Origin of the sequence: Celeribacter baekdonensis (assembly GCF_900102315.1) — a bacterium.
Lineage (GTDB): Bacteria > Pseudomonadota > Alphaproteobacteria > Rhodobacterales > Rhodobacteraceae > Celeribacter > Celeribacter baekdonensis.
Map to the genome: position 1 here is coordinate 1 of NZ_FNBL01000015.1, position 16,986 is coordinate 16,986.

Genomic DNA, 16,986 nt, shown 5'->3' on the forward strand with positions numbered 1-16,986 from the left:
GCGGCGGCAGGCAGGGGCTTTAGAAAAGGCGGGTTCGGGGGGATCGGCGTTGACGCTCTCGCCAAGGAGGCGGGCCTGACATCGGGCGCGTTCTACGCCCATCTTGGCTCCAAGGCCGGAGCCTTTCGCATGGCTGTCGACGATGGGCTGGGTTTTCTTCTGAACGGAATCGAGGACTTCCAAGCCCGGCACGGTGCGGACTGGCGGGACAAGTTCGTCGATTTCTACCTCGGTGACAGGATGGCCACAGGTCTGGACGAGGCTTGCGCCCTGCCAACCCTGACCGCCGATGTCGCGCGCGCGGATGACGAGACGCGGCACGCCTATGCGGAGGGTTTGACGGAGATCGTGGACAAGATTGCAAATGGACCCGGCCAGCGGATGTCGCGCGATCAGGTCTGGGCGCTTGTTGCGGTGCTGTCGGGTGCGGCGGGCATGGCGCGCGCGGTGACGGACCCGACGTTGCGCGAGGAGGTCCTCGCTGCGGCGGCCCAGGCCGCGAAAGCGATCTAATCGGCGGATCCGGCGTTGGACTGAGTGCCGCGTGACCGAGTTGGATTTGGGTGGTGAACAGCCGCAGCTGTTTCGGGGTCAAGAACAACACGCGCCGCGCCGGGCATCGAGACCTGCGGCAGGCTTGATCGGTCGAGCACACCGGCCTTTGGCAACACGCCATTCCGGTAGAGAATCCAAGCCGTCACAGCATAGATTTCGTTGTCCGTCAGGGTGCCGGGCGCGCCATAGGGCATCGCGCGCCGGACATAGGCGAACAGGCTTGTCGCATGCGGCCACATGCCGCCTGCGGACAGGATCAGGATCGGGTGACTGTTGATGCGCACAGGTCGCAGCGGGTCGCCGAAACCGAACACTCCATCCGACCCGATCAGCCGCGCGTTCGGCCCCTCGACACCCGTCGCCCCATGGCACGAGGCGCATTGCTGCGCATAGACTTGCGCGCCCTCTGCCACGCCGCCGCGCCCTTCGGGCAGATTGCGCCCATCGGGCCAGATTGTGCGGAGCGCTTCGGGCAGGTCAACCTCTTCGAACGGCTGGCCAAGGGCGGGGGTCGGGGACCCTGTGATCGCGGGTTGATCGGACACCTGCGACAGCGCGGCGTTGACGGCGAATACTGCGGTGGTGAAAGCGATGAGGGCCAGGAGGGCGATCTTAGGCATAGTGGTTTTTCACCTCGCCGGATCGGTTGATCGACCAGGCCTGAATAGCGTTGAAGTGGTTGAAGGAATGCCCGGCGAAAATGTCGTGCCAGATGTCCCGTGTCGGTTGCATGTCTCCGGTCTCGTCTGTGGCGCGGCTCATCAGGATGGCGCGCTCGTTGTGCCAGTCCCACGGCAGGGAAAAGCGCGTCAGTGCTTTGGGCTGCACCGGGGCCTGTAGCCTTGCCTCGGTCCAAGTGCGCCCGCCGTCGACCGACAGTTCCACCCGCGCGATCCGCCCGCGCCCGGACCAGGCCAGCCCTTCGATCTGGCGCGGTCCCGGCGCGATCACCTGTTGCCCCGAGGGCGCGGTGATGACTGATTTGACCGACATCGCAAGGCTCATCATGCGCAGTTTCCCGTTTGCAAGCGGATCGGCATAGAGACCGGATTCGTCCTTGCTCCATGCTGGACGGTCGGCCAGTTCAAGACGGTGGAGCCACTTGATCTGCGCGTTGCCTTCCCAGCCGGGCATCAGGATGCGCATCGGATACCCCTGCGAGGGGCGCAGCGGTTCGCCATTCTGATAGAGGGCGAGCATTCCTTCCGCGACGAGGGGGCGCAGCGGCAGGCTGCGCATATGCCGGCCGCCATCGGCCCCCTCGGCGATGACCCAGGTGGCGGCCGGATCAATCCCCGCCTCGTCGAACAGAATGCGAAGGGGGATGCCGGTCCATTCGGCGGCGGAAATTTGCCCTGACACGTCACCCAGCGTCATGTCGCGGGCCCATGGCGATACGGCATTGGTGGCCGAGTTCCCCGCGCATTCGATAAAGGCCGTGCGGGTCACCAGCGGATAGCGGGCGAGGCTGTTCAGATCAAAGCTCAGGGGGCGCGCGACCATGCCGTGGAGGACCAGCCGGTGCTCTGCCGGGTCGATGTCGGGAATGCCGTTGTGATGCACGGCGAAATGCAGGCCATTCGGCGTGATCGTGCCGCGCAGGTGTTCCAGCGGCGTATGCCAGATTTCAAAACCGGGCGAATCCGCCGCCGGGCGCCGAACGACATTGGCCACGCGGGGGCCGGGCAGGCCATAGGGCAGGTCGTCATCGCCGAGGGTTTGCATCCACGGCATCAACCCGTCCTGAGCGGCACTGGTTTGTGCCGTCACCGCGGCTCCGGTCAGCCCGGCCAGAAGGCTCCGCCGGTTCAGCCGTAGTTTGTTTGCATATGGACGCATGAATGCACCTATTTGGTCAAAAAAGTCACTCTTCAGGACAGCAGGCCGCGACGACGGCGCGCATCTGCTCGGTCATCGCTTCAAGCCGTCGCAGGATCGCCGGGCCATCGACGTCGCAGAGCGTTTGTCGCCCGACATTTTCGCAGCTGACGATGCCCGCTTCGCGCAGAATGCGGATGTGGCGCGAGATGACGGAACGGTCTTGCGGGAATCCTTCGGCAATGGACGAAATATCGGCCCGACCAAGCGCAAACATGCGCCGCAGAATCGCGACACGCGCCGGGTCCTGAAGGGCGGCGAACATCCGGTCGTCCAACATATCGGTACAGCTTTGGATATAGGATTCGGTCTGCATGGCCCTGCTCAGTCAATTTTCATCGCCCAGTATATATGTGCATAAATATGCACACGTCAAGCCTGCGCTTGGACCGCGAAACAGCGGACCCGATCCAATCCTGTCGCAGACGCTTGCGCGCGCTCAGAGACGTAGCGCTTCGTTGCGGGATTTGAACGCAGGAAACGGATAAACGGCACGCCCGACTGGGCAGCGCTACCCCGACCATCTCCACCCGGTCGAGCGCTCACTGTCTAGCCTCCCCGTTGTGCCCTAAGGAAGGGGTCTCATTCTGCGCCGATTGATGGCGATGGAATGTGTTGAAGGCGTGAGACGGGTCGTGATCGATTTCCATGCATCGATTTCCATGCAAGGACAGCGACCATGGCATTCGATCCGTCGGTGACACCTGTCGAAGCCATTGCCGCCGCTTTGGCCTTTGCCGGATATTCGCCAAAGTGTATTTTGTGACGATTATGACCGATGCCTTCTCGACGATGTCGAAATTCTTTGACGTTATGTCACGCAAAAGTCGGGCTTGGCTCAGCCATGTAGCGATCTGAGCCAGTCGACAATGTCGCTGTTGAGCGCGAAGTGCAGAGTGGCCATCGCCGCGCCGATCAGCCCGATCGTCAGGACGGCCTTTAGCCAGATGTTGCGTGGTTTGCGTTGCATCGTCATGTCAGCTCCTATTGCTGGACAAGGGTTTCCCTCACGCTGAGGCGCGAGGCGTTGAATGCGGGGGGGAGTCCGGCCACAAGGGCGCCAACGAGCGACACGGCTGCCCACTCGCCCATCCCGCAGACGTCGGGTGTGAAGGGCAGGGCCATACCAAAGGTCATGCGCCCCACGATGATGTTGATCGCGGTACTGAGCGGAATGCTGACAAGGATCGCCGCCGGCAGACTGATCGACGCGATCACCAGCGACTCGGTCAAGAGATTGGTGACAATCTGCCGCCGTTGGCCGCCAATGGCCCGGATGATGCCGAATTCGCGGGTGCGCTCGAGGACCGAAATGCCCTGCGCCGCCGTCAGCCCCAGAAATCCGACCGCCGCCATCAGCACCCCGAGCGCGAGCAGCAGGACGATGAGGATGTTGACATGACCGGAAACGGCGGCGTCCATCAGATTGCCGGTGACGACAAGCGAGATGCCGGCACCGGCCGCCTCGATTTGTTGTCCGACGCGATCCACAACAGCTTCGACCTCGGCGGGAGAACGTGCGGCGTTTACGACGCGGAGCGCGTTTATACCGCTTTCGCCGGTCATTGCCGCGACATCGGTGTCTGCCGCGAAGACTGATGCAGGCGTCATATATTGGCGGATGACCGCGGCGAGTGGCAATTCAAGGCGCTTGCCGTCCAGCGAAAGGTTCACCTGTTCGCCGATCCTGGGCCTGCCGAGCAACGCCCATGCCCCCTGATTGACCACCATTTGACCGTCGAGGCGCTCCACTGGCAGGGCGCCTTCGAGACCCTGAAACCGCGCCAGTTCCTGTGTGCCGGGCAGGGCATAAAGGGTCATCGACCCGTGGCCACCGTCCGGATAGGTGCGCACCAGCGCGACTCCGTCGCCACGCATCCTCGCCGCTTCAAGGCGCATCATGGGCGCGGCGAAAATGACATCGGGGGTCGCAGCGGCAATCGCGGCCACCCTGTTGCGGTCGAGCGGGCGGGTCAGCCGGAACTCGGCGTCGTAGCCACGTTCTGCGGCGGCGATATCGACCGAAGCCTGATAGGAGACCGAGACAGTGCCCGCAGTCATGTACATGGCACCTGCCAAGCCGAGCAGCGTCAGGATCATCATGGTCCTGCGCCGCCGCCGGAAGGCGCCGCGCAAAGCCAGCAAGGTCTGCCCGCTGGTGCCGAAAAGGCGCGCGACGAACCGGTTCAGGCGGCCACCGGCACCGGAACTCCGCCCGATCCCGAGATCGGACAAGGCCGCAACCACTGTCGTTCCGGTCGCCCGAAATATCGGTCTCAACGCAAAAAGCACCGGTATCAGCAAGCCAGTGACCAGCCATGCGGCGAACAGGGCCGGTGGCGTGGAGGCATCCACGATGTCGAAATTGAGAAGGTCCGCGATAATGCCGGCCAGTCCCCGGCCCAGCGCAATGCCAATCGGTAGGGCGACAAACAACATTGTTGCAGCAATGATCGCAATGCCCGTGATATAGAGTGTGCTGATCTGCGCGGTGCGCGCGCCGATGGTCTTCATGATCGCGATCTGCCGGATCTGCTGCGCCATCAGGCCCTCGACGGTGATCGACACCAGGACCGCGCTGAGCAGGAAGGCCAGAACGCCGAAGGCGAGGAACAGCCCCAAAATGCCGCGCATCTGCCCTTCATGTGGATGCAGGCCGGCATTGGGGGCCTGAACCAGATGGACGTTGTGCCCCGCCGCCTCCAAAGCGATGGCGATCCCGGCCAACGTCTGGTCCACAAGGGCTTGGTCGAAGGGATCCTCGGCGACCAGCACCTTGATCCATTCGAGGGCGGATTGGCCGCCCAATGCGACGAAAGTCTGTTGACTGAGATAGGCGTAGATCGTCTGCTCTTGCTCGGCGGGGGCAAGGGAGGGATCGAACACCGTGCCGGCGACGAGAACGGGTACAAATCCGCTGCCGGGGATCTCGATGGAAAGACGTTCGCCGAGACCGATGCCGGCCAGATCGAGTGCCCTGCGCTCCAGATGGACCGCATTGGCCGGCGGCGACGCCATTTGTTCTTCGATCCGCAGCGTATTGAGGCTTTGGTCCAGCGGATTGGGCGAGACGAACAGAAGCGCGCGGCCCGTCCGGCCGTCGGGATAGCGGACGCGGGTCTCGACAATGGAGAGCGGTTCAGCGGCTGCGACATTGTCCATGCCGCGCACCTGCGCGACGAGGGTCTGGTCGACCTCTCCGATATCTAAAATGCCCGATGCCGGATTGGTGCCGAGATAATTGGCGCTGATCTCGCGGGTGAGGATCGCATAGGCATTGGTGATCGCGATCGTCGTGAGAAGACCGATCGCCATTGCCGCGATCACCAGGGCGAGGCGGCCCTTGATGGAGCCGAAATCGGCGATGAGCTTTCGCCAGCGGGGCGGGATCGTCATGTGACGTCTCCCAACTCGGCTGTGATCGCGCCGTCTGTAAGTTCAATCGTCCGGGTGAAATAGCTGGACAAGTCGCGCTCATGGGTCACCATCACCACAGCTTTGCCAGCCTCGCGTTGGGCGGCGAAAAGGTCCATCACCTCATGCGTGGTAGAGCTGTCGAGATTGCCGGTCGGCTCGTCGGCGACGATGATGCCAGGCTCGTTGGCAAGGGCGCGGGCAATGGCGGCACGCTGCTGCTGGCCGCCCGACATGTCGAACGGTAATTTTTCGGCCTGCTCGGCGATGCCCAGCCGTTCAAGGATTGCCATCGCCCGCTCGCGGCGCTCGCCGCGCGGGAAGGCATTGCAATAATCCATGGGCAGCATGGTGTTTTCCAGCACCGTGAGCGAGGGCAGGAGCTGGAAGAACTGGAAGACGACGCCGATTTCAAGGCCGCGCCAGCGCGCCAGGGATTCCTGGTTGAGATCGGTGATCACCGTGCCTCCATTGGCGCTCGACCAGATGTCGCCGCCCGACACGGCATCAAGGCCCGTCAGCAGGTTGACCAAGGTCGATTTGCCGCTACCCGATTTGCCGACAATGGCCAGGAAGTCACCGGCATGGATATCAAGGGAAATATCATGAAGCGCCAGAAACTGACCGGATCCGGTCTCGAACGCCTTCGATAGATGCCGCGCCGACAGGCGGGGGCCTTTGGGCGTGTTGCGCGGGAATTGCATGGGCGTCTCCAACTCTTGCGGTCTGATATTATGGACGGTTGTCCATTATTGATATACTGTCTATATTAGGGTGAGCGCATGTTGATCAATGCACTCGAAGAGGCAGTCGGCATGAATTGCTGGACGGTCGAAGGCCATTTCGTCCAGTAGGAGACGTTTTCATGGATCGTCGTGTCAGAAGGACCAGGAACAGGTTGGTCGAAGCCATGGTGCATTGCGCCGGAAATGGCGACTGGGACGCCGTCAGCATCCAGCAGATCTGCGACGCGGCGGACGTGGCGCGATCCACATTCTATCTGCATTTCCAGAACAAGGCGGAACTGTTGGACTATGCTTTCGCCTCTCTCGGCGAGGAGATGCGAAACACACCGGCAAGCCGTTCACTCGATGCGGACGGCGCGCTGGGGGTCTTGCCTGTCCTGTTCTCGTTCATGGTTGAAAAAGACCATGGGTTCCTGTTCAGCCGCCGCCGCCCATCGGTTGCCACATTGCTGATCGGTTGGCGCCTAAAGGCGGTGATCACTGAAATGATCGCCGAGGAAATTGCGGAATCGGACCGGTTCCGCGCCACGCCGCTCCCTGTCATCGACTTCATCGCGGCCGGCGTCTTCGCCGCCATCGACAGCTGGTATCAACGCAACGAAAAGCCGTCCGTCAATGGCGTCATCGCCGGTCTCGATGGAATGATCTTGCGGCTTTTGGTGCCGGAAAACGGTTGAACCGCCAAGAAAAAGGGGCGGCCACCGGGTTCAGCCACAGGTCTGCCGAACGCATGCTGGTTACTTCCGTCGTCCGAATGCGCGGCTTTCCAGATGACTGTCTTAAAAGCTCCGCAACCCGTGCCGGTTATCGGCGGCACATGCGGGCCTGATGCTCCCTTCACTAGAATGGCCTTGATCGCTGTGGGACTCAGCATGGCTGGCAATGGGTCAAACCATTTGACGTTTCCGAGCGCTCTGCTCAGGTCCAGCCGGTCATTTGACACAATTCCTTCTTGACAGCCTGGCGTCGCTTGTTGAGGTGGTCTGCCAGATCCTGTAGATGGACTCCCGTGGCGCATTTCTGACTGTGTTCCATTCGCATGAGCGGCAGTGCGATGTCGCCTGAGCTGAGCTTGCGAAGAAGCTTTTGCAGCGTCAGGTGCGAAAAGAAATTGCGACGGACCTCATCGAGCGGGATGACAGCCTTGCCGCCATATGATGTCAGTCTGTCCGGCTTCGATATGGTTTAGGAGATATATGTAGATGGTTGAAAATAATAATAAATTTTCCATTGCCCCGATGATGGACTGGACCGATCACCATTGTCGGTATTTGCACCGGTTGATGTCGCATCATGCGCTTTTGTACACCGAAATGGTGACTGCCCCGGCTTTGGTGCGCGGTGGAGCGGTGCATTTACTGGCGTTCAACCCGGAGGAACATCCGGTCGCGGTGCAGCTTGGCGGGTCTGATCCGGTAGAGTTGAAAGAGGCCACGAAGATCTGCGTCGATCACGGCTATGATGAGGTCAATCTCAATGTCGGTTGCCCCTCGGATCGGGTGCAATCGGGGGCGTTTGGCGCGGTGTTGATGAAATCGCCGGAGCTGGTGGCGGATTGCGTCACGTTGATGCAAGAGGCGGCGGGCGATGTGCCCGTGACGGTAAAATGCCGCATCGGGGTGGACGATCAGGAACCGACCGAGGTCTTGCCCGCCTTTATCGAGACCATGCGCGCGGCGGGGATCACCCGGATGCAAATTCATGCGCGCAAGGCGTGGCTTGACGGGCTCAGCCCCAAACAAAACCGCGACATTCCGCCTTTGGATTACCCGCTGGTCCATGCGATGAAAGCGGCCTTTCCCGATCTGCATCTGTCGATCAATGGTGGCATTCAAAGCCTTGAAATGGTGGAAGAAGAACTGACCTATATGGATGGCGTGATGGTTGGACGCGCCGCCTATCATCAGCCCTATGACATTTTGGGCGCGGCGGATGCGCGGATTTTTGGCGACCCCCGCGTGGCGCTGACCCGGCATGAGGTGGTGTGGGCGATGGAGGATTATATCGGGCGGCATATCGCGGAGGGCGGCAAGCTGGCGCAGATCACCAAACATATGCTCGGGCTGTTTGCCGGTCAACCCGGCGCGCGGCGGTGGAAACGCGTGCTCTCCGAGGGCGCGCACAAAGACGGCGCGGGGTTTGAACTGGTGAAAGAGGCTCTGCCTGAGTGACAGGTGCCTCAGAGGCCTCAGCGAAGGCTTTTGATCTGAGCGCTTTCAATGTGCCATCGCAGCTGTGCCGGGCTTGCGCCTTCGACATCATTGACGCGGCGCAGCGTATAGACGCCCGCAAAGGACTGGTGTTCGCCCCCGGTGGTTTCGGCTTCAAGACGCACGGGCACGGTGGCATAGAGCGATCCGACGGCCCCTTCGATCTCGGAGGGCGGGGCGGTAAAGACCTGAACCTTTGCCGTTTCGGCATAGCCCGCGCGAAAGGCGTCATAACTTTTGCCGCTGGCCTGACCTTCGCCCCCCCACAGGGCGTAGGCGGTGGCAAAATCACCTCTGGCAATATCGTCGTAATATCCTTCAATCACGGCGCGCAGGGCGCAAGGGCTGTCATCGTGAACGGGCGTCCCGTCTTGGGCAAAGACGGGGCTGCTCAGAGCTGTCATCAAGGCCGCTATGGCCGATATGCTGCGATAATATGCCATCTCACTCCGCCGCCTCTTGCCCGCCGCCTTTCGGCTTTTTGATCTTTTTCACCTTTTTGAGCGTGCCGGTTTCGGGCTGTTCGGCTTCAAATTCCACCACGCTTTCGGGTGTGGCGGTGGGTTGGGTCACGGGACGCTCGGGGGCTTTGTCCATTGGGGCCGCTGCCGGGGCGGAGGCTGAGGCGAGGGCCGGGGCTGTGGCGCGGTGGGCGTCGAAGTCTTCGGGCGTCCCCCATGCGGCCGCGCCGGTGGACCAGACGAATTCCGGGTTTTTGGCGCGTTTGGCTTCGGCGCGCAGGCGGAAATCTTCGGCCGTGCGCGATTGACGGCCCAACAGCGTGGCCAAACGCATGGTCAGATGATGCGCGATGTCCCAGAACCAGACCCGCAAAGCCAACATGGCCGGGGTGAAGATCAGCGTCAAAATCGTTGCGATGCCAAGACCAAAGACCACGGCGGTGGCCAGGTTGGTCCAGAAATCCGCCGTTGGCGAATTCATCGAATAGCCGCCATTGATAAAGTCCAACGAGAGGCCAAACATCATTGGCGTCAGGCCCGCCATGGTGGTGATCGTGGTCAAGAGCACGGGTCGGATGCGGTCCTCGGCGGTGCGCACGATGGCCTCGATCCGGGGCATAAACCGGGAATATTCCTGATAGGTGTCAATGAGCACGATGTTGTTGTTCACCACGATCCCCGCGAGGGCCACGACCCCGGTGCCGGTCATGATCATGCCGAATGTCATGTCCATCACCAAAAGGCCGACCAAGACGCCCGCCGTGGACATGACCACCGCCATCAGCACCAAAACGGAATTGTAGAAACTGTTGAACTGGGCCAGAAGGATGATGAACATCAGGGCCAAGGCAGCGCTGAAGCCTTTGACCAAAAACGCCCCGGTTTCCTTTTGCTCCTCATCATCGCCGGTCCATTCCCATGTGACCGAATTGGGCAATGTGGCCTCGCTCTCAAGCCATTTGGTCAGGGTTTCGATCCGTTCGGTTGCGGTGATCGCCACGCCGTCCTCGCGGGTCAGGCCGGAGTCGACCGCGGCTTTGACATCGTAATAGCGTTGCTGATCGACCCGGTCGATTTGCGCCAGTTTGGCGACGGGTTGACGGGTGATGAAATTCGACAAAGGCACAAGCCCGTCCATCGTGCGCACTTTGAGCGTGTCGAGCGTGGACAGCACCCGGTCCTGTTCCGGCAGGCGCACGCGAATGTCGATTTCCTCATCCGAGCTGTCGACCCGCATGGTGTCGAGCAACAGCCCGCGCGTCACCAATTGGATCATGCCGCCGACGGTCGCCACATCCGCGCCATAGCGCCCGGCCTTGGCGACATCGACGTCGATTTGCCAATCAATGCCGGGCAGGGGCCGGGTGTCTTCCACGTCGGTGAGTGCCGGGGTGGTGTCATATTTGGCGCGCACAAGGGCGGTGGCCGTTTCCAAATCCTCGAAACTGTCGCTTTTGAGGCGCAAATGCACAGGTTTGGCCGACGCAGGCCCCATCGCCAGATTGAGCGTTTCGGTGTAGATGCCGGGGATTTCGGCCAGTCGGGCCTCCAACTGGGCCAGGACATAATCGCCGTCATACTCGGGCGCAACATGGGTGTCCTCAAAGAACAACCAGCCGTCCTTGGTTTCGGTCGGGCGGTCTTCCCATGGAATCAATTCGACCTGAACTTGCCCGATGGTGTCGCGCGGCGATGAGCCGCCGCCGGTGTTGGCGTTGAGGCCGCCGGAGCCAGCAAAGGCAAAGGCATTGTCGACGCCGGGTTGGGTCAAAACCACCTCTTCGGCTTGGCGCACCAGCGCGTCTTTTTCCGCCACCGAGAGGTTGCCGCGCGCCCGTACATAGATGATCGCCTGTTCGGGCTCAGACGCGGCAAAGAATTCAACGCCTTTGTTGTGTTTGCCGTAATAGCCAAAGACCGAGACGACGCCAAAAATAACCACGCCAATCGCCACCAAAGGCATCACCGGATTGCCGGCGATGGCATGGGTGAAATGACCAAAGAGCGAGCGTTTGTAGCCGGATTTGACCTTTTTCTCTGCCCGTTCGATCCGGGCCGCCGACAACATGATGCCCGTCAGCGATGAGCCGATGAGGAACAAAGCGCCGCCGACAATCTTGGGCGCAAGGCCCGTGGCCCCCGCGCCCATGAGATAGCTGGGGTTCATCAATTGCATCAGGCCCAGGAACACCAGATAGGCCGAAGGCGCGACCAAAACGGCGCGCAGCCAATAGGGCGTGGTGGCGCGCAGGCCGCTTGAGGCGCGGTCAAACAGCCGCGCGATCCGGCCCGACACACCGCCCATGACCGGCAGGTAAATCAGCGCCACAATCAGAGATGCGGAGAGCACAAAGATGATCGTCACCGGCAGCATGCCCATGAATTCGCCCGCAACGCCGGGCCAAAACAGCATCGGCAAAAACGCGCAAAGCGTGGTGGCGGTGGAGGAGACGATCGGCCAGAACATCCGTTTGGCCGCCTCGACAAAGGCGGACATCGGGCCTTCGCCCTCGTCCATTTTGCGGTCGGCATATTCGACCACCACAATCGCGCCATCGACCAACATGCCCACGGCCAGAATGAGGCCAAACATCACGATATTGGAAATGGTGATGCCCATCAGCCCCAAGAGGATGAAACATAGCAGAAACGAGGTTGGAATGGCAAAGCCCACGAGCAAAGCCGAACGGATGCCCAAGGAGGCCAACACCACGATCATCACCAGCGCCACGGCGGTCAGAACCGAGCCTTCAAGCTGGCTCACCATCGAGGCGACCTGACGCGACTGATCGTTGGAGGTGCCGACCACCACGGCGTCTTGCAGGGCTTGCGGCCAGGTTTTGACCTCGGCGCTCACCTCCTCTTTGACCAAGGCAACCGTGTCGATGATCGGGTAGCCTTTGCGTTTGACGATCTGAAGCGCGACGGTGTTTTCGCCATTAAAGCGCGCTGTGCCCTCGCGGTCTTCAAAGGTCAGACGAATATCGGCCAAATCACCCAACGTGACGACACGGTCGCCATTGACCTTGACGGGCAGGGCCATGACATCGCGTTGATCTTTGAACGACGATGGGATTTTGACCGAAAATGTCCCCTGATCGGTTTCCACTTCGCCCGCCGCAACAAGGCGATTGTTGTTGGTGACGACCGAGATCAATTCGCCCGCCGTCACATTGTAGGATTCAAGCCGCAGCGGGTCGATGACCACCTCCAGCATCTCGTCACGCTGTCCGGCAAGCTGCGCTTCCAAAATCGGCTCCAGACCCTCAATCCGGTCCTGCATTCGCTTGGCATATTGGACCAAGGTACGTTCGGGCACGGGGCCGGTCAGGTTGACAATGAGGATGGGAAATTCGGAAAAGTTGATCTCGGTGATTGTATAATTGTCGGCGCCCGTGGGGAAATTCGCCTGAACCCGGCCCATCCGGTCGCGCACATCGGCGATGATTTTGGTCTTGTCCCAGCCAAATTCAAATTCAAGCGCGATGCCGCCATAACTTTCGGCGGCGGTGCCCGACAAGGTTTTGAGACCGTCCAGATCGGAGAGTTCCGTCTCCATCGGTTTGACCAGGAGTTTCTCGGCGTCTTCGGCGGAAATGCCGGGGAAGGGGACGGAGACAAAGAGCGCGGGGATTTCGATATCCGGTTCGCCCTCTTTTGGCAGGCTGACATAGGCAAATGTCCCCGCGATCAAGGTGAGCGCGATGAAGGCGAGGATCATCCGGGCGCGTTCGCCCGCCCAATCGACGAGGCCGGTCATTGGTCGCTCTCCATAGGCGTCTCCATCTGCGTCTCTGTATCGGCTGCGGTGGGGGCCTCCTCAAAAGAGGCCGCCACCAAAACCCCGGCTTTGACAAAATCCTGACCCACCACGATGATGTCGACCTCATCGGCCAGACCTGCCACCCAAATGCCCTCGCGGGTGTCGCGCAGCACCTGAACCGGGGCAAATTCGGCGCGGCTGTCCGCACCGAGGAGCCGCAGCCCGATTTGGCCCTCATCGTCCAGGGTCAGCGCCGATTGCGGCACCAGATGTGCGGCCAGACCGGCGGAGGAGATTGCCATTTCAACGGTTTGACCATCACGGATGGAGAAATCCGGGTTGGGGATTTCGACCTCAACCCGGAACGTGCGGGTCGAAGGGTCGGCGGAGCGCGACAGGAAGGTGACGCGGCCAGTGACTTCGGGGCCAGAAATCAACCGTGCGCCCGCCAAAGCCCCGACCTCAATCGCCGCCACGTCTGCTTCCGGTGCGTAACCGACCAATTTGATCGGATCGAGTTGGATCACCGTGGCGCAGGCGGAGCCTGAGGACAAGAACGTGCCAAGCTCGGCCGTGTCGCTTTCCAAAAGCCCGGCAAACGGCGCTTTGATGGTGAGGTTTTCGATGTCGCGGGAGGCCAAGGCGACCGCCGCGCGTGCGCTTTCGATCCCGGCCTCGGCGGTCAGGATCTGAGTCTCGGAGGCATAGCCACCTTCGGCCAGCTTGCGTGCATTCGCCAACGCCACCTCGGCCTGCGTGAATTCGGCCTTGGCTTGGGCCAATGTCGCCTCGCGGGTGCCTATATCAAGTTCGCACAGCGTTTGATCGGCCTGAACATAAGCGCCTTTGCGCAGCGGGGCGTTGACCACACGACCGGAGGTTTCCGCCGTCACATTGACCTCGCGCGCCGCTTCGGTTTCACCCCGCACAACCACCACATTCGCCAAAAGCTGTGCGGTGGAGTGGCGCACCACCACAGAAACCGGATGGGCCTCGCCCATGGTTTTTTGCGCAGGCGTTGCAAATTCTGATTCTGTCTGTGCAGCGGTGTCTGGCGTTTCCCCGGAAGGGGGAGTGTCTGAGGCGGCAAAATTGGTCAGCCGATCACGCTCAAAGACAAAGAAATACAGAGCAATGGTGACAAGCAGGGCGATGACGATGGAAACAATACGCATGTGGGTCTCTGTCTCGGTCTGGGGCGTCCTCTCTGTCTCAGAGAGGCTGGGTTTCAGTTCGATATACGGCGTCGTGCACACAACAGTTCATTTTGCGGATATTTTTGACAGATATTTTGCGGTCTGTCAGGTTTTGCGGCGCGTTCACCATAGAGTTAATATCATTAACATTGCGGCCAAGATGGGGAGATCGCAGGGCAATCACAAGGTCGCGATGGAAAAAAATCGCCTAAATATAGAAATTTCGGCCTCTACAGGTTAAATTCGCTCAGATTGCACCTTGTTTGTGACAGCGTTCGTGACAGCGTTCGTGACAGCGGCGTGATCACTGAGGCGACGGTGATGAGCCTAACCCAAGCTGGAAAACGGCTCAAGTCGTGAGGGGCCAACACCGTGCGCAAGACCATGGGCAGGACCGTGAGTAGGACCGTGAGCAGGACGATTTGCCGCGCTCCCCGGGTCCAGACCGCTGCTCAGGTCTTGGCATTCGGTTTCAGATCGGGGTATGAGGGGGCAACAGGTTGAAACATAATGACCGCACGCCGTGTTGCGAGATGGGGGCCCCTTGAGCCAAACCGACAGTTTTATCGACGAGGTGACCGAAGAGGTCCGCCGTGACAAATTCTATGCTTTTTTGCGCAAATATGGCTGGATTGGCATTTTGGCCGTCTGTGTTCTGGTCGGTGGCGCGGCGTGGAATGAATATGCCAAAGCCCAGGCCCGGACTCAGGCAGAGGCCATGGGCGATGCGTTGACGGCGGCGCTTGAGGGCGCGGATGCCACGGCACGGGCGCAGGCCTTGGCCGAGATTGGCGGCGAGGGCGATGTCCGGGTGATCACGGCGATGCTGCGCGCGGGCGAATTGCATGCGGCGGGCGATGCCAAAGGGGCGATTGCCGCTTTGGCGCCGTTTACCGCAGATGCCATGCTGGACCCGGTGTATCGCGATTTGGCCGTGCTCAAAACCGCCATGATCGGTGCGGGCGACATCCCGGCTGAAGAGCGGGTGAGCCAGCTTGCGGGCATTGCCGCCCCCGGCGCGCCCTATCGGCTTTTGGCCGAAGAACAAATTGCCGCAGCTCAGGTTGAAATGGGTCAGGTCGAGGCGGCGATTGATGGCTATCGGGCGATCTCGCAAGATGGTGAGGCAAGTAATGCCTTGCGTCGGCGTGCGCTGCAGATGATTGTGGCGCTTGGAGCCGACCCGGCGGCTGAGTGAGCGCCGGGTGAGCGCATATGGTGCCTCTCGGGGCGTGGGTTTAAGTCGAGTTGAGACAAATGGGAGTGCGGGCATGATCGGTCAGGCAGGGAAAGCGGGGCTTTTTTGCGCCGTGCTGGCGCTCACGGCATGTGGGGCTGGACGCGAAGAGATCCTGTCAGGGCAGCGCCTTGATCCGCGCGAGGGCTTGGTTTTTGGCTCCGTTCAGACGGAAACGGCCAACCGGGTTGAAAAAATCTCGCTGGGCCAACAGGTCAGCCGCGCCGCGTGGCCCACGACCGGGGCCGGGCGGCTTCATGCCTCGGGGCATAATGCCTTTACCTCTGGCGTGCCCTCTGTCGCTTGGACCACGCCGATTGGCCAAGGCAACTCGCGCAAAATGCGCCTCTCTGTTGATCCTGTCGCCGCGAACGGTTTGGTCGTGGCGATGGATGCCGCGGCGCAATTGACCGCCGTGTCTGCCGCGTCCGGTGCGCCCGTTTGGTCGGTTGATCTGACGCCCGCGGGCGAAAAGCCCGGCAAGGCCTCAGGCGGGGCTTTGGCGATTGAGGGCACGACCGTTTATGCCACCATCGGTTACGGCGAACTGATCGCTTTGGATTTGACCACGGGTGCGGTCAAATGGCGGCAATCCTTGGATGCTGTGGGGGCCTCTGGCCTCGCGGTCTATGATGGCTTGGTCTATGTCGTGGCGGGGGATGGCCAGGGCTGGGCGGTGAAAACATCGGATGGCCGGGTCAAATGGCAAATCAGTGGGCCCGAAACCGTGACCTCGCGCGTGGGCGCCGCCTCTCCGGTGGTCACCGACCGTATGGTGGTCTTCCCCTTCGCCTCCGGCGATCTCTACGGCGCATTCCGCAAGGGCGGCATCCGCATGTGGTCCGCCTCTCTGGCTGGCCAACGCAAAGGCGTGGTCTATGCCAATATTTCTGACATCACCTCTGATCCGGTGGTCGTTGGCCCGACGCTGTATGTCGGCAACCAAGCCGGGCGCTATGCCGCCTTTGACGTCGAAACCGGTGCGCGCAAATGGACCGCGGATGAGGGTGCCTATAGCCCGGCCACGGTGATCGGCGGATCGGTGTTTATCGTCACCGATCGCAATGCTTTGGTGCGGCTCTCTGCCGCCACCGGTGCGCGGGTCTGGTCGGTGCAATTGCCGTTTTTCACCACGGACAAACAGCGCAAACGCAAAGATGTCTTTGCCCATTACGGGCCTGTGGCTGCGGGCGGCAAACTTTGGGTCGCCTCCAATGATGCGGTCCTGCGTGGTTTTGATCCGGCCTCCGGCGCGCTGGTCGCCTCTGTGGCCCTGCCCAAGGGCGCGGCCTCCGATCCGATCGTGGTCGGTGGCGTGATGTATGTGCTGCTTGAGGACGGAAGCTTGGCCGCGCTGCGTTAAAGCCTTTACCGCGCCCCCGGTTTGGGTGTATCGGAGCCGCTAAAGCGTGCGGCCTTTGACCTGTTTCGGGGAAAAGGCGGTGCGCAGCGCAACATCTCAGCGTGTCGCACGCTCCGCCAAAACCAGTGTCTCTGGGGTGTAGCGGACCGTTTTAGACCTTTGA

At 61.2% G+C, this 16,986-nt stretch carries 15 protein-coding genes; 5 read left to right on the plus strand and 10 right to left on the minus strand.

The window, feature by feature from the left end; translation table 11 throughout:
- Positions 1 to 513: TetR family transcriptional regulator (locus BLT54_RS18340; RefSeq protein WP_074646635.1), on the plus strand; the 513-nt coding region annotated here is incomplete at its 5' end.
- On the opposite strand, the gene BLT54_RS18345 is transcribed toward BLT54_RS18340, so the two are convergent.
- From BLT54_RS18345 to BLT54_RS18365, 6 genes are all read right to left on the minus strand, one after another.
- Entirely contained in the window at positions 510 to 1,175 is a 666-nt protein-coding gene (locus BLT54_RS18345) for a c-type cytochrome (RefSeq protein ID WP_074645849.1), read from the minus strand. The genes BLT54_RS18340 and BLT54_RS18345 overlap by 4 nt on opposite strands.
- A complete protein-coding gene (soxC, locus tag BLT54_RS18350) occupies positions 1,168 to 2,394 on the minus strand; it encodes a sulfite dehydrogenase (protein WP_074645848.1) in 1,227 nt (408 codons plus the stop codon). Before soxC ends, BLT54_RS18345 begins: the two co-directional genes overlap by 8 nt.
- Positions 2,395 to 2,419: 25 nt before the next feature.
- Positions 2,420 to 2,749: an ArsR/SmtB family transcription factor gene (locus BLT54_RS18355; protein ID WP_074645847.1), complete on the minus strand. Its 330-nt coding sequence runs from the start codon at positions 2,747 to 2,749 to the stop codon at positions 2,420 to 2,422.
- Between the two features lie 522 nt (positions 2,750 to 3,271).
- Entirely contained in the window at positions 3,272 to 3,409 is a 138-nt protein-coding gene (locus tag BLT54_RS22660) for a hypothetical protein (protein WP_176832918.1), read from the minus strand.
- A gap of 8 nt (positions 3,410 to 3,417) precedes the next feature.
- The gene (locus BLT54_RS18360; protein ID WP_074646636.1) at positions 3,418 to 5,829 is read right to left on the minus strand and encodes an FtsX-like permease family protein; all 2,412 of its coding nucleotides are present in this window, start codon (positions 5,827 to 5,829) and stop codon (positions 3,418 to 3,420) included.
- Positions 5,826 to 6,551 carry an ABC transporter ATP-binding protein gene (locus BLT54_RS18365; protein ID WP_074646637.1) on the minus strand — a complete coding sequence of 242 codons (726 nt, stop codon included), beginning with the start codon at positions 6,549 to 6,551 and terminating at the stop codon, positions 5,826 to 5,828. The genes BLT54_RS18360 and BLT54_RS18365 overlap by 4 nt, the downstream gene beginning before the upstream one ends.
- A gap of 161 nt (positions 6,552 to 6,712) precedes the next feature.
- Here BLT54_RS18365 and BLT54_RS18370 point away from each other — a divergent pair, with 161 nt between their 5' ends.
- Positions 6,713 to 7,270: a TetR/AcrR family transcriptional regulator gene (locus tag BLT54_RS18370; protein WP_083351893.1), complete on the plus strand. Its 558-nt coding sequence runs from the start codon at positions 6,713 to 6,715 to the stop codon at positions 7,268 to 7,270.
- A 241-nt stretch (positions 7,271 to 7,511) separates the two neighbouring features.
- Here BLT54_RS18370 and BLT54_RS18375 read toward each other — a convergent pair whose 3' ends face one another.
- On the minus strand, positions 7,512 to 7,775 hold the full coding sequence (locus BLT54_RS18375; protein WP_074646639.1) for a pyocin activator PrtN family protein: 264 nt from the start codon (positions 7,773 to 7,775) through the stop codon (positions 7,512 to 7,514).
- Positions 7,776 to 7,795: 20 nt separating this feature from the next.
- Between BLT54_RS18375 and dusA the strand changes: the two genes are divergently transcribed.
- Complete coding sequence (dusA, locus tag BLT54_RS18380; protein WP_074646640.1) at positions 7,796 to 8,764, plus strand: tRNA dihydrouridine(20/20a) synthase DusA; 969 nt, start codon at positions 7,796 to 7,798, stop codon at positions 8,762 to 8,764.
- A 17-nt stretch (positions 8,765 to 8,781) separates the two neighbouring features.
- On the opposite strand, the gene BLT54_RS18385 is transcribed toward dusA, so the two are convergent.
- The 3 genes from BLT54_RS18385 to BLT54_RS18395 are packed head-to-tail and all read right to left on the minus strand — an operon-like array spanning position 8,782 to position 14,202.
- Positions 8,782 to 9,207, minus strand: coding sequence for a hypothetical protein (locus BLT54_RS18385; RefSeq protein WP_143026881.1), 426 nt, complete (start codon positions 9,205 to 9,207; stop codon positions 8,782 to 8,784).
- Between the two features lie 40 nt (positions 9,208 to 9,247).
- Complete coding sequence (locus BLT54_RS18390) at positions 9,248 to 13,024, minus strand: efflux RND transporter permease subunit (protein ID WP_074646642.1); 3,777 nt, start codon at positions 13,022 to 13,024, stop codon at positions 9,248 to 9,250.
- Positions 13,021 to 14,202 carry an efflux RND transporter periplasmic adaptor subunit gene (locus tag BLT54_RS18395; protein WP_074646643.1) on the minus strand — a complete coding sequence of 394 codons (1,182 nt, stop codon included), beginning with the start codon at positions 14,200 to 14,202 and terminating at the stop codon, positions 13,021 to 13,023. The genes BLT54_RS18390 and BLT54_RS18395 overlap by 4 nt, the downstream gene beginning before the upstream one ends.
- Positions 14,203 to 14,767: 565 nt before the next feature.
- Here BLT54_RS18395 and BLT54_RS18405 point away from each other — a divergent pair.
- Together BLT54_RS18405 and BLT54_RS18410 are read left to right on the plus strand one after the other, a co-directional pair.
- Positions 14,768 to 15,421 (plus strand): tetratricopeptide repeat protein, encoded by a 654-nt coding sequence (locus BLT54_RS18405; protein ID WP_074646780.1) that lies wholly within the window; start codon positions 14,768 to 14,770, stop codon positions 15,419 to 15,421.
- Positions 15,422 to 15,494: 73 nt separating this feature from the next.
- Entirely contained in the window at positions 15,495 to 16,823 is a 1,329-nt protein-coding gene (locus BLT54_RS18410; RefSeq protein ID WP_074646645.1) for a PQQ-like beta-propeller repeat protein, read from the plus strand.
- The last annotated feature ends 163 nt before the right edge of the window (positions 16,824 to 16,986 follow it).